This window comes from Paenibacillus sp. BC26, from assembly GCF_900116125.1.
GTDB classification, from domain to species: domain Bacteria; phylum Bacillota; class Bacilli; order Paenibacillales; family Paenibacillaceae; genus Paenibacillus_Z; species Paenibacillus_Z lignilyticus.
On sequence record NZ_FPAD01000001.1, the window covers coordinates 3,167,567 to 3,179,599 of the forward strand.

Genomic DNA, 12,033 nt, shown 5'->3' on the forward strand with positions numbered 1-12,033 from the left:
GCGCGCAACATCGGAAGCTTGCTCTACCACTTGTGAAGCACCACCAAATCGAGCAGCGCACTGATAAACAAGACAACGCTCAGTGTTCCGTTCATAGTAAAGAAAGCAGTTTGCACACGGCTCATATCGTTCGGTTTGACGAGGATATGTTCGTAGCAGAGCATGCCGACAGAGATAATGGCACCAATCAGATAGAGCCAGCTAAGCGGGGTTAACCAATATAATGAAATGAATCCGATACTCGTCAACAGATGAAACCCTCGCGATAACTGCAATGCTCCGACCATACCGAACCGCGCCGGAATCGAATATACGCCTTCCTTGCGGTCAAACTCGAAATCTTGGCAAGCATAAATAATATCAAAGCCGGCCAGCCAGCAAGCAACCGTTGCATAGAGCACCCAAGCCGACAGCTCGAAATGTCCCGCGATTGCAACCCATCCGCCAAGCGGCGCCAGACCGATTGTCAGTCCAAGCACGACATGACAAAGCCATGTAAAACGTTTTGTATAGGAATAGAGCACAAGCAAGAATACCGCAATCGGCATCAGCTTCATACAAATTGGATCCAGCTGCGAAGCAGCAACGAATAAAACAATAAAGGACACCGCAATGAACAAGCCGACTTCGCCCGCACGAAGCAGACCTGCCGGAATCGCCCGTTTCGCGGTGCGAGGGTTCTTGGCATCGATAACGCGGTCAATGACGCGGTTCAGCCCCATTGCCGCGCTTCTGGCACCGACCATCGCCAGAATGATCCAGCCGATCTCGCTCCATTCCGGCAGCCGATCCTCCATGATAATCGCACCGAGCAGGGCACCCATGAAAGCAAACGGTAATGCAAAAATGGTATGTTCAAACTTAATCATTTCTAAAATTATGCGAAATTTGCGAATCATCTGTTGTCCGTTCCCTTCGTCCCCATGTGTAATGCTGCGACACCGCCTGCTAACGGAAATACGCGAACATTTTGTAGGCCGATTTCACGGTATTTCGCTGCAAGCTGCTTCGAGTCCGGAAATGCTTTAAGCGACTCCGGCAGCCATTTGTACTGCTCGTACCGCTTGGCGACCATTTTCCCGATCGCGGGCATGATTTTCTCGAAGTAGAAATAATAGATCGCTTTGAACGGCTGCCAGGTGGGCTTGGACATTTCCAGACAAACCACTTGCCCGCCGGGCTTCACTACGCGCATCATTTCGCGAAGCACTTGTTCCAGATCCGGAACGTTGCGAAGGCCGAAACCAATTGTTGCATAATCGAAACGATTGTCCTCGAACGGAAGCTCCATCGCATTGCCTTGCACGAGCGAGATTTGACGATCAAGCCCTTCACTCTTCACTTTCTTCTTCCCTACTTCAAGCATGCCTGCGCTGAAATCAAGCCCTACCACTTCACCGCTTTCACTTGCCTTCGCTAACGCAATGGTCCAGTCGCAAGTGCCGCAGCATAAATCGATCGCAGTATTTCCGGGTTTTACATCCATCTTGCGCATCGTAAATTTTCTCCACGCCTTATGTCGACGGAAGCTGATTAAATCATTCATGAGGTCATACGTTGGTGCAATGCTTTCAAATACGGCATGCACATGCTGTTCCTTGGATTTGGATTGCATGGTAGTCACCTTACCTTCTCTCGCCTTGGGCCGATGCCGCAGGTACAAGAGGACGCGTAAACGTTTCTGCGATTACCATCAACTCGCGGACGAGCTTATCGGAATCAAGACACGAAACGACCGATTGTACGTGCAGAGCAGATTGTTTCAGCTTCTCGGCCAATTGTGTGCGAATATCATATTTTGCGATCAGAGACTGTGCATAAGACGGCTCAGCGGATAGATCGGATAATTTGCGTTTCTCTTCATCGGTTCCGTTGTTCCACACATGCCAGTATGCCCAACTGCCGCTGAACCGTTCCGGCTTCTCGCTGCGAATCAGCTCATCCATTACGACCTCGCAACGTCCGAAGCCTTGAAGCAGCTCCGTCCAGGCAAGCGTCAGCTTGTCATCCATGCTGTCCGTGAAAGCTTGGAATAACTCAGTCTTCAGCTGTATGCAGTGGTTCAGATACTCTTCGGCCGTCAGCTTCAGCTGTTTCATTCGGAGGTATAAGTTTACCTTGAGCTTATTGACCTCGGATACACCGATGCTGATCCGGCGAATCATATCCACCTGGCCTGCTTGCGACAACAGCTGATAGAATCGGCTGCTGTAGTAATCGCCCGCAAGCACCTTTAACTGACGTGATCTCATCTCGCGCTCCTGAAGGCGACCGCTGTCCGAATCGATGAGATCATGCGTATCCATCCCCATCTGTACCAAGGCAGTGACAAGCGAATAGAGCTCACTGTGGAACAGCGGCGTGCGTTGATTGGCCAAAAAAGCGAAGAGCAGCCTGATCCTCGAATCGGGAAAATCCGGCAGCTCGGTATGCATTTGAATCATATCGTATTCAAGGTACTTTTTTGCGATCTCAGGTATTTTATATGGTTTCATTTGGCCTAGCCTCCGGACAAAACTTAGATGATTGCCGATTCAACCGAAGGTTGCCTCAAACCAATCATCCTAATTAGATAAATGCCGTTGGAATTCATCTGTTAATAATCTAAATAATTATAGCACTATGTGTCGCGTTTCGCTACAACTGGGATATAGACAAACGCAGGCGCTGCCTCCAAATTTCGTCCGTAAACGGCTCAGCAGCGCTTAAGTTTGACAGTTCTGTGGACAGCCAGGTATCGCTCCGCCTGACATCGACCGCAGCCAGCAGTCTGTTAACGGGAAGCTCGTCGTCATTCTCCGGTTTCATGGGAGTAACGAACCGGACTAAGACACGGCTCACATTATCCGTATGTACAAATGCAAATTCCAGAAGGCGCTGCAAATCGGACATCCACTCCTCTACAGCATTCCCATAATGCTCCGCAGATAAATCGACCGACAGCACCGAACCTTTCCAATCCACCCGTTTAACGTCCAATCCCAGATGAAGGCCAAGCATGGAATCTACGATCACCCCTGCGCTCAAGCGTTTTATCGGTACGGGATGAAAGACAGAAATATCACCTTTAGCTTGCTTCATTCGTGAATCCGTTAACGGTAGTATAGAAAGTAACACGGTAACAGCTGCCGTTACCGCACACGCATAGAGTAGTCTCTTGTAATGCGACATCTACCATCCGCCTCTCGCGCACAGAATGTCCTGCTACTCTAGTGTACAAACTAAAAAAGCAGGCTATGCCTGCTTTTCGGTTTAATCCTCTGTATCGACGGTACCGTACTTGGTCAGTACAGTGGCTTTGCCGCGAATTTTGATCGCTGACGTATGGTCCGTAAACTGGCAGATGAGGATTTCTCCTTTGTCGAGCTTCTCCGTATGGTGAAACTTTGTATCTTGACCGCGAGTCAGTCCGATGACTTGTACGCCTTGGGCTTTCGCTTTAATGACGATATATTCCCCATTCTTGTCTTCCATGCATACTGCCTCCTATTCGATCATTCGGCCTTTAATCCGTATCTGTTAAAAAACTGCCTCCCGAACATCGTGCTCAGGATAGCAGCTGTGGCATGTTATGTACGACTTCGATCCTACGATTCAAAGCAATCCCAAGAACCGCAAGAAAAAGTCTACTGGAATTAACTCCCCTTGTCAATAGAAACGAAACCGCCCTGAGAGACGAAAAACGTCCGGATGCAGCTGGCACCCGGACGTCATCAACGGTCTGAACCGTTTCTTATTTGGAGACAAGATCTTTAAGTGATTTACCCGCTTTGAAAGACGGGATTTTGCTTGCCGGGATGTCGATCTCTTCACCCGTTTGCGGGTTGCGACCTTTACGGGCTTCGCGGCTTTTCACCTCGAAGTTACCGAAACCCACCAATTGCACTTTATCCCCACCTTGCAGCGAGTCGGAGATGGCATCAAAAACGGCATCAACCGCTTTGGAAGCATCTTTCTTGGAAAGGTCAGTCAATTCGGCTACTTTCGCAATCAGTTCCGTTTTGTTCATTTCTTTCACCTCCCCTGACGGCAGTTCATAAGCACATCATTATCATTCTGTTTTACCGAAACCTCAGAAAATATACCTGCAGGCCTTGGTGCAAAGAAATTCCGTTATGTGCAAATCCTGCATACTGAACCATGAACAGATTTATAGTAATACAGTTGACTATAGAATTTCAAGAGGCTACACAAGTTTTTCCGAGGATTACTCTAGGTTTTTCATGCATTTGACCTCGAAATCCCCTTGAAAACGACAAAAAAGAGACACGCCGTGTTCGCGTGTCTCTTTCTGCTTACAAGATTATGGCAATCAGTCCGCCTGAGCCTTCGTTGATGATTCTGCCCAGTGTTTCCTGAAGTTTATAGCGCGCATTGTCCGGCATCATGGCAATTTTGCCTTGGATGCCTTCCCTTACGATGGAATGGAGCGAACGGCCGAAGATGTCGGATTCCCAAATCTTGATCGGGTCGTTCTCGAAATCCTGCATTAAGTAACGGACCAGTTCCTCGCTTTGTTTCTCCGTACCGATGATCGGCGCGAATTCGGACTCCACATCCACGCGAATCATATGGATGGAAGGAGCGGTCGCCTTCAAGCGGACTCCGAAACGGGAGCCTTGGCGGATAAGCTCAGGCTCATCAAGCGCCATCTCCGCCAGCGTCGGCGCGGCAATGCCGTAACCGGTCGTTTTGACCATTTCAAGCGCTTCTGCAAACCGGTCATATTCCCGCTTCGCATGGGAGAACTCCTGCATGAGCTGCAGCAGATGGTCTTTGCCGCGAATTTCAACGCCGACGACTTCCATCAGGATTTGGTCATACAATTCATCCGGCGCATACAAGTCGATTTCAGCGACCCCTTGCCCCATGTTCATGCCGCTTAGCCCGGCGCGAGCGATGAATTCGTATTCCATAAACTGCGAGACGACTCGGTCCACATCGCGCAGACGGCGAATGTCTTTGACCGTATCGCGAACCGAATTCTCGTAGTTGTTACGCAGCCAGTGATTATCGTTCAGCACCATAACCCAGCTAGGAAGATTAACATTCACTTCATGAACCGGGAACTCATAGAGCACTTCACGAAGCACCGACATCACTTCTTCTTCACCCATCGTCGCTACGCTGAGCGTAATGACCGGGATGTCATACTTAGCCTGGAGCTCGCTGCGAAGCGCAAGCGCTTCGTCGCTCTTCGGCCGTGTGGAGTTCACAATGAGGACGAACGGTTTACCGACCTCTTTGAGCTCATTTACAACGCGTTCTTCAGCTTCGATATACGAGCTGCGCGGAATTTCCGCAATTGTACCGTCTGTCGTCACGACGACACCGAGCGTGGAATGCTCTTGAATGACCTTGCGCGTTCCGATTTCGGCCGCTTCCTGGAATGGAATAGGCTCCTCGAACCACGGCGTCGTAATCATTCTGGGGCCATTCTCATCCTCGTAGCCTTTCGCGCCAACTACCGCATACCCAACGCAATCAACGAGTCTGACATTCACGTCAAGCCCCTCGGCCACACGAAGCTGGACAGCTTGGTTTGGCACAAATTTAGGCTCCGTTGTCATAATCGTCTTTCCTGCTGCGCTTTGCGGCAGTTCATCGATAGCTCTCACCCGATCGGCATCGTTCGTGATGTTCGGCAGCACAACCGTCTCCATGAACCGCTTGATGAAGGTTGATTTGCCTGTGCGGACTGCACCAACGACGCCGAGGTAAATATCCCCGCCGGTTCGTTCGGCAATGTCCTTGAAAATGTCCACTTTCTCCACTGAATATCCCCTCCCAATCGTATTTCGCCTGTACATGGACGTACCGTTACTGCTGCTTTCCTCCTGCTGTTCGTCGTCAGGGTTCGCCGCTACCCGCCTGCCACAGTTGCAAACAAGCGACGCAACTCGTACATGATTTTGGACTAGTAATAGCTTATTGCGTCCATGGCTCGATTATGACGACTGCTAACATGAAATCTTTCGATTTCGATGAGCTTCTCCGCTCCCGGCCTTCCAAGATTGAGATATATGAGAGAAAGACCAAAGCTATGCCTGAACGACAAAAAAACTCCTGCCGCGGGGCGGACAGGAGCTGGGGTGCAGCAAGTCGATATGCGTTATTTGAGAACAGCCTGCGGCTCTCCGTTGACTAAACGGTATACCGGAGATTTGACAGGTACAAAGTCTGAAGAATCTACAAGGAGCGCGCGCAAATCCGCGTGTTCATCCGGCTTATTGGCGCTATCCAGCTTGGAAACGGCTTGCATAATATCTGTGCCGTAGTCAATATAAACATTGCCTTTAGCATCCATCATTGGGGTCAAAATGCCCCCCGTAAACATACTGTGAAGTACCGGCTCTTTTAGATCCAGCGCATCGAAATCGATCGCTTTAAAGTCCGGGTAAAGCGCCGCACCTTCAGGAAGTTTGCCGCTGTTTGCATCCGCAAACGACTTCACGGCCGCTTGTACATCGTTCATTTGTTGATAGAGAACGAGATTCATAAGCTTAATGGTAGGATCCGTATCCTCGTTAATGATGAGATAATAGTAGCTTCCGCCCTGCTCATAAGCTGTCTCCGGGATGCTTGAGACGTAATTCATTCTCTTCAATTTGTCGAAATCGACCTTGAATTTCTCGTATACCGGCGTCGCTTCGGTGCTGTTCTGCATCGGGAGCAGGCCTGTATCCTTCTGAAACTGATCGATAACGGTTTGCACGTTAAGAATTGCATCTTTTGGCGGCTTCTGATATTGGCCCATTTCGTCCTTGGGATACAGACAGCCGGACAGCAAAGCAGCCATAAGTGCAAGCACCATGGCTGCAGCCGCTTTTCTCAAGCCTTTCATGACACTAACTTCCCCCTACCATAATTCATCATCTTCCGCTTGGCGCATCATTTGTCTTCTGACTGCTGCGCGAAACGGATCTTCCGGAACTTCGACTACGGCACGGCCAAATACTCTCGCCTGACAAGCGAGCCTTGTCCCCGAGCGGTCTAGACCTGCGAGCTTATAACGCTCATTGTCATTTAGCGGAGACAGTCCTGAGGAGCTGTTCTGCGCTGTTACTTTACACATGAGACATGCAGCTTTCCCGTCACACCGTGTTCGAATGGGTACTCCGGCACGTCTGGCAGCATCCAGGACAGTTGTCCCGGCACGTACCGTTACACTGCGTCCGGAAGGGAGGAATGTAACTTGAACATTCATGGCGAATCCCTCGCTTCCCGCTTCCTTCAATATGCGTATTATCTAATATCTATCCGCCTAGCAGTTGCTGTACATATTGTTTCGTCTTCCCGGTAAGCCGATTACCGGAGGCGATTACTCCGACAGCCTCCATGTGTAAAGCCGGCTCTTGGCGTATTGGTGCGACTATGAGCCGTATGCGATCCTCCCGCTCACGCAGAACATTAAACCACAGCTCATGCGCCAGCGGCACGATGCCCAGCTGATAGGCACCGATTGCGACTGTCGTTTGCAGCGAAGCAAGAACCTTCTCCACTTCAACCGCATAACGATCCTCTCCGGCAGATACGACAAACCCGCCGACTAATTCGACCTGAATACCTTCAATCAGGTAATGGCTGAGCACCGATCGATAGATCGGACTCACACTTTCATGCTGCTCATCCACAGCGTAGGGGAGCAGCGCTTTATGAAGTGCAGCCGCAGCCGCATCATCCGCATACAGATCCAGGTCCCGGGGCGGATCACTAAGCTCCAGCCCTCGCAGCAGCAGCCCTGCACTGCCGCCGATCAGCCATTTCGCTCCTGTAGGAGCGGTTTCCCTTGCAATGATCTCAAGTGCGCGGTAGAACGGCTCAGCAGCTTGCATACGCTCACTTCTTTCCATCAGAAGTACGGCCGGTTTACAGCTTTAATCGTGCCCGCATTCTTCTTGATGATCGCCTGGCAGCCGAGGCGATAGCCTTCCTCCAGCTCACTTGGCTCAAGACGATCCCATTCCGCATCGGTGACTTCCTCAAGAAACTCCGCACCTTCTTCAATCTGGCAGCGGCATCTTGCGCAGGTCCCCCGGGAACATGAGAAAGACCAATCGACGTCATGCTTCATGGCCATATCGAGCAGCGACATCCCCTGTAAAGGATAGACCGTCGCGCTTTTAGAGCGTCCCTTCAATTCCAGCATCGTTCGTTACTCCTTTTCCACTCCATCTCTGAGTTCGTCTAATCGTTATCTGTTATGAAATGGAGATCAGGCCGAGAAAACCGCCGATAACCAGAAATAAAAAGGCCGTCATGGATAACAGCATCCGAAGCACGCCTTTCGTCTTAAATCTAGCCAGCGATATCAATACCGCCGCTATTGCCATTAATCCGATACCTACGAATGAAACCCACATCTTCATCATTGGATCCATTTTGTTCTCATACCACCTTGTGCACCAATTATTCGTTCTATTATACCACTTGTCGTGTTTGAACAGCTACTATTGCCGCGATTAACCGAATTTGGTGCAAAAAGAAAAGGACTTCAGCGAAAGCTAAAACCGGCGTTAATCTTGCAATGCCGGGCGCTTTTTGCTTAAGTCCTCACTGTTACTTCTTGAGCATCAGCTTCATCAGCATTTCCATGTTATTGATATTCATGCCGCTCTTCTTGACGGCTCCGACGATGTCATTGATCGTTTTTTCCGATACGGGCACCTTCGCCATGGCGGAGACGGATTGGATCAGCTTGCGCAGCTCTTCCTCGCTTTGCATCGTATCTGAAGTAACGCCGCTGGCTAGCTTTTTGACCGCATTCTCGGTAATCGGCTTGCCCGTCTTTTTGTTGACAGCGCTCAGAACATCTTTAGAGATATCTTTCTTTCCGCTCAAAAGTTTCCCTCCTCCAAGTTTTTACATCGTAAAAACTCGCTTCGCGAGCAACCCCGAAGGCTGCTGCTAGCATCATATGAAGGAAGGACGGGATTGGTGTAGGCTAAACAACTTCCATACTAAACGCCCGGCAGGTCTTCCGTCTCGTGCGTGCGGCCTCTGCCCATGAGTGACTCGACGGCGCTGCGCGGCGATTTGTTCTGGAACAATACCGCAAACAGCTGCTCTGTGATCGGCATTTCAACGCCGTACTCATGAGCCAGCTCCCGAGCCGCGCTCGTTGTACGCACGCCTTCGACCACCATGCCCATGCGGCTTAACACTTCGTCCAGAGACAGGCCCTCCGCCAGCATGGAGCCAGCACGCCAGTTACGGCTGTGCTTACTCGTACAAGTCACGACCAGATCGCCTACACCCGCAAGTCCGGCAAACGTAAGAGGATTCGCCCCCATTGCGTTACCGAGCCGGCTGATTTCGGCCAATCCGCGCGTCAGCAGCGCTGCCTTAGCGTTATCGCCGAAGCCCAATCCATCAGTAAGTCCTGCACCGAGCGCAATTATGTTCTTGATCGCACCGGCAACCTCGACCCCGATGACATCCCTATTGGTGTACACGCGGAAATAAGGTGTAATGAATGCATCCTGCGCTCTCTCGGCCGCTTCCACATTAGCGGATGCTACGACGACTGTAGTCGGCAATTTGCGAACGACCTCTTCGGCATGGCTGGGACCTGACAATACGACTAGCCGGTCCGCCTTAATCGGCAATTCCTCCAGAAGCACGGTGGTCATCCGTTTATACGTGACCGATTCAAAGCCCTTCGTCGCATGAATGCAGATCGCATCCTCAGAAATGTAAGGCGCAGCCAGCTTCGCGACATCGCGCATCGCGGAGGAAGGCGCAACGAACAATACGATTTCAGCGCCTTTAACGGCCGTTTCCATATCGGTAGTAGCCGTAATGTTAAGCGGCAATACCGCATCCTTCAAGAAACGGCTATTGGTATGTAGCGTGTTAATTTCATCGACTTGCGTCTCATTGCGAGCCCACAAAGCAACTTCATAATTATTATCAGCTAGAACTGCCGCAAGTGCAGTACCCCAACTGCCGCTTACGAGCACCGCCGCTTTACGTTTCGTCATGTGCTTGCCTCCTTACCCTTTTCTGGCTCCAAGCTTATTCTCTTTCCCCTGCAGCAGCTTCACAATGTTCGTACGGTGACGAACGAAGGCCAGCAAGCAGACAATCAGACTCGCCCACACATAGGAGAAAGGCTTATCGCCAATATTCCAGATGAAGATTGGCATCAACACAGCAAAAATAAGCGATCCGAGTGAAACGAAGCGTGTAATGGCAATTGAAATGATCGCCACCGCACCTGCAATCAGAGCCGGAATGATAGCCAGCGTTGCCATAACGCCGACCGTCGTCGCTATGCCTTTGCCGCCTTTGAATCCAAACCACACCGGCCAGTTATGCCCGGCAATCGCCGCTAAGCCGCACAGCACAGGACCCCAGTCGCCGCCGGCCATATAGAGGCCCAGCAGCACCGCTACGACTCCTTTGGCGATATCAAGCAGAAACACACTGATTCCCGGACCTTTACCGAGCACGCGCAGCGTGTTGGTTGCACCGGCATTACCGCTGCCGAAATTGCGGATATCAATGCCTTTTACCCATTTGGCAATCAAAATACTAAATGAAAGCGAACCTAGCAAATAACTGATGAGTACCGCAAGTATGGTGAACACGATAATTTCGCCTCTTTCTTCAGATAAGGAAACTGGTGCCCCGATAAACAGAGACACCAGAATCGAGCAGCAGCATGTAATCTTAATCTTCGTCGGATTTCTTTCTGGTGAAAATGCGTACAGGCGTACCTTCGAACTGGAAGGCTGCCCTGATTTTGTTCTCAAGGTAACGCTCGTACGAGAAGTGCATCATGTCCGGATCGTTCGCAAACAGGACAATCGTCGGCGGTTTAACCGCAACCTGCGTCACATAGTTGATGCGAAGACGTCTGCCCTTGTCGGTCGGCGGCGGATTAATCGCGATTGCATCCGACACCACATCGTTAAGCAAGTGAGTTTGAATGCGAAGCGCATGCTGCTCCGACACATGGCAGACGACAGGCAGCAGCTTATGCAGCCGTTGCTTCGTCAATGCGGACAAGAAGATAACTGGTGCATACGTCATAAACAGGAAGTGATCGCGGATATCCCGTTCGAAATGCTGCATCGTTTTGTCGTCTTTCTCGACAGCATCCCACTTGTTCACGACAAAGATCGAAGCCTTACCCGCTTCATGCGCGTAACCTGCGATATGTTTGTCCTGTTCAATGATCCCTTCCTCGCCATTGATCAGCACGAGCACCACGTCTGCGCGTTCAATCGCTTTAAGCGCGCGCATCACGCTGTATTTCTCAGTCGACTCGTAGACCTTGCCTCGTTTGCGCATACCCGCTGTATCGATTAACACGTACTTCTGCCCATCGCGCTCAAAAGGCGTATCGATTGCGTCGCGAGTCGTGCCTGCAACGTTGCTGACAATAACGCGTTCTTCTCCGAGAAGTGCATTTACAAGTGAGGACTTGCCCACATTCGGCCGTCCAATTAACGCAACCCGAATAACGTCATCATCGTAATCATCTTCGACTATTTCAGGAAGCTTCTCGACGGCTGCATCGAGAAGATCGCCGATTCCCATTCCGTGCGAGCCCGAGATCGCAATCGGATCTCCGAAGCCCAGGTTATAGAATTCGTAAATATCATCGCGCCGATTTAAGTTATCGACTTTATTAACCGCAACCACTATGGGTTTGCGTGAACGAAGCAGCATTTGCGCAACCTCGTCGTCGGCATGGGTCAGCCCGGTTTTGGCATCTACCATGAAAATGATGACGTCAGCTTCTTCAACAGCCAGTTCCGCTTGCATGCGGACGGACTTCATGATTTCATCTTCACCGTCAATTTCGATACCGCCAGTATCTACGATACTGAAAGCACGACCATTCCATTCTCCCGTGCCGTACAAACGGTCACGAGTTACACCAGGCTTGTCTTCTACAATGGCTAACCGATCGCCGATAACGCGGTTAAATATCGTAGACTTCCCCACATTAGGCCGACCTACTATGGCAATAATGGGTTTAGACACATCTTTCACTCCTCAATAATGAACCGGCTTAGCGCC

The 12,033-nt window shown here is 50.6% G+C and carries 16 protein-coding genes; all 16 read right to left on the reverse strand.

All coding sequences use genetic code 11. The features are described from left to right. Positions 1-23 precede the first annotated feature (23 nt). Entirely contained in the window at positions 24-899 is an 876-nt protein-coding gene (locus tag BM412_RS14205; protein ID WP_091219003.1) for a UbiA-like polyprenyltransferase, read from the reverse strand. Beyond that, entirely contained in the window at positions 896-1,615 is a 720-nt protein-coding gene (locus BM412_RS14210) for a demethylmenaquinone methyltransferase (RefSeq protein WP_091219005.1), read from the reverse strand. The genes BM412_RS14205 and BM412_RS14210 overlap by 4 nt, the downstream gene beginning before the upstream one ends. Positions 1,616-1,625: 10 nt before the next feature. Continuing rightward, positions 1,626-2,495 carry a heptaprenyl diphosphate synthase component 1 gene (locus BM412_RS14215; RefSeq protein WP_091219008.1) on the reverse strand — a complete coding sequence of 290 codons (870 nt, stop codon included), beginning with the start codon at positions 2,493-2,495 and terminating at the stop codon, positions 1,626-1,628. Between the two features lie 142 nt (positions 2,496-2,637). Beyond that, positions 2,638-3,171, reverse strand: coding sequence for a hypothetical protein (locus BM412_RS14220; RefSeq protein ID WP_143111627.1), 534 nt, complete (start codon positions 3,169-3,171; stop codon positions 2,638-2,640). Between the two features lie 81 nt (positions 3,172-3,252). Beyond that, on the reverse strand, positions 3,253-3,474 hold the full coding sequence (gene mtrB, locus BM412_RS14225; protein WP_091219013.1) for a trp RNA-binding attenuation protein MtrB: 222 nt from the start codon (positions 3,472-3,474) through the stop codon (positions 3,253-3,255). A gap of 259 nt (positions 3,475-3,733) precedes the next feature. Next, positions 3,734-4,009 (reverse strand): HU family DNA-binding protein, encoded by a 276-nt coding sequence (locus BM412_RS14230; RefSeq protein ID WP_090976740.1) that lies wholly within the window; start codon positions 4,007-4,009, stop codon positions 3,734-3,736. A 286-nt stretch (positions 4,010-4,295) separates the two neighbouring features. Then, positions 4,296-5,774, reverse strand: a complete 1,479-nt coding sequence (gene spoIVA, locus BM412_RS14235; RefSeq protein ID WP_091219015.1) for a stage IV sporulation protein A — start codon at positions 5,772-5,774, stop codon at positions 4,296-4,298. 338 nt (positions 5,775-6,112) lie between these two features. Continuing rightward, positions 6,113-6,844, reverse strand: a complete 732-nt coding sequence (locus BM412_RS14240) for a hypothetical protein (RefSeq protein WP_091219018.1) — start codon at positions 6,842-6,844, stop codon at positions 6,113-6,115. Positions 6,845-6,859: 15 nt separating this feature from the next. Next, positions 6,860-7,207 (reverse strand): 2Fe-2S iron-sulfur cluster-binding protein, encoded by a 348-nt coding sequence (locus tag BM412_RS14245; protein ID WP_091219021.1) that lies wholly within the window; start codon positions 7,205-7,207, stop codon positions 6,860-6,862. Positions 7,208-7,256: 49 nt separating this feature from the next. Next, entirely contained in the window at positions 7,257-7,835 is a 579-nt protein-coding gene (locus BM412_RS14250; protein ID WP_091219024.1) for a hypothetical protein, read from the reverse strand. Positions 7,836-7,852: 17 nt separating this feature from the next. Continuing rightward, positions 7,853-8,149: a 2Fe-2S iron-sulfur cluster-binding protein gene (locus BM412_RS14255; protein ID WP_091219026.1), complete on the reverse strand. Its 297-nt coding sequence runs from the start codon at positions 8,147-8,149 to the stop codon at positions 7,853-7,855. A 52-nt stretch (positions 8,150-8,201) separates the two neighbouring features. Further along, complete coding sequence (locus tag BM412_RS14260) at positions 8,202-8,381, reverse strand: DUF2768 family protein (protein WP_091219030.1); 180 nt, start codon at positions 8,379-8,381, stop codon at positions 8,202-8,204. A 178-nt stretch (positions 8,382-8,559) separates the two neighbouring features. After that, entirely contained in the window at positions 8,560-8,841 is a 282-nt protein-coding gene (locus tag BM412_RS14265) for a stage VI sporulation protein F (RefSeq protein ID WP_091219033.1), read from the reverse strand. 119 nt (positions 8,842-8,960) lie between these two features. Beyond that, positions 8,961-9,983: an NAD(P)H-dependent glycerol-3-phosphate dehydrogenase gene (locus tag BM412_RS14270; protein ID WP_091219035.1), complete on the reverse strand. Its 1,023-nt coding sequence runs from the start codon at positions 9,981-9,983 to the stop codon at positions 8,961-8,963. A gap of 12 nt (positions 9,984-9,995) precedes the next feature. Beyond that, complete coding sequence (plsY, locus tag BM412_RS14275) at positions 9,996-10,595, reverse strand: glycerol-3-phosphate 1-O-acyltransferase PlsY (protein ID WP_091220477.1); 600 nt, start codon at positions 10,593-10,595, stop codon at positions 9,996-9,998. Between the two features lie 79 nt (positions 10,596-10,674). Then, positions 10,675-11,997, reverse strand: a complete 1,323-nt coding sequence (der, locus tag BM412_RS14280; RefSeq protein ID WP_091219037.1) for a ribosome biogenesis GTPase Der — start codon at positions 11,995-11,997, stop codon at positions 10,675-10,677. Positions 11,998-12,033 lie beyond the last annotated feature (36 nt).

Bases quoted from the DNA above. Each gene is read 5' to 3' on its own strand.
- BM412_RS14205 (WP_091219003.1), bottom strand. From the start codon at position 899: ATGATTCGCAAATTTCGCATAATTTTAGAAATGATTAAGTTTGAACAT.
- BM412_RS14210 (WP_091219005.1), bottom strand. From the start codon at position 1,615: ATGCAATCCAAATCCAAGGAACAGCATGTGCATGCCGTATTTGAAAGC.
- BM412_RS14215 (WP_091219008.1), bottom strand. From the start codon at position 2,495: ATGAAACCATATAAAATACCTGAGATCGCAAAAAAGTACCTTGAATAC.
- BM412_RS14220 (WP_143111627.1), bottom strand. From the start codon at position 3,171: ATGTCGCATTACAAGAGACTACTCTATGCGTGTGCGGTAACGGCAGCT.
- mtrB (WP_091219013.1), bottom strand. From the start codon at position 3,474: ATGGAAGACAAGAATGGGGAATATATCGTCATTAAAGCGAAAGCCCAA.
- BM412_RS14230 (WP_090976740.1), bottom strand. From the start codon at position 4,009: ATGAACAAAACGGAACTGATTGCGAAAGTAGCCGAATTGACTGACCTT.
- BM412_RS14240 (WP_091219018.1), bottom strand. From the start codon at position 6,844: ATGAAAGGCTTGAGAAAAGCGGCTGCAGCCATGGTGCTTGCACTTATG.
- BM412_RS14245 (WP_091219021.1), bottom strand. From the start codon at position 7,207: ATGAATGTTCAAGTTACATTCCTCCCTTCCGGACGCAGTGTAACGGTA.
- BM412_RS14250 (WP_091219024.1), bottom strand. From the start codon at position 7,835: ATGCAAGCTGCTGAGCCGTTCTACCGCGCACTTGAGATCATTGCAAGG.
- BM412_RS14255 (WP_091219026.1), bottom strand. From the start codon at position 8,149: ATGCTGGAATTGAAGGGACGCTCTAAAAGCGCGACGGTCTATCCTTTA.
- BM412_RS14260 (WP_091219030.1), bottom strand. From the start codon at position 8,381: ATGGATCCAATGATGAAGATGTGGGTTTCATTCGTAGGTATCGGATTA.
- BM412_RS14270 (WP_091219035.1), bottom strand. From the start codon at position 9,983: ATGACGAAACGTAAAGCGGCGGTGCTCGTAAGCGGCAGTTGGGGTACT.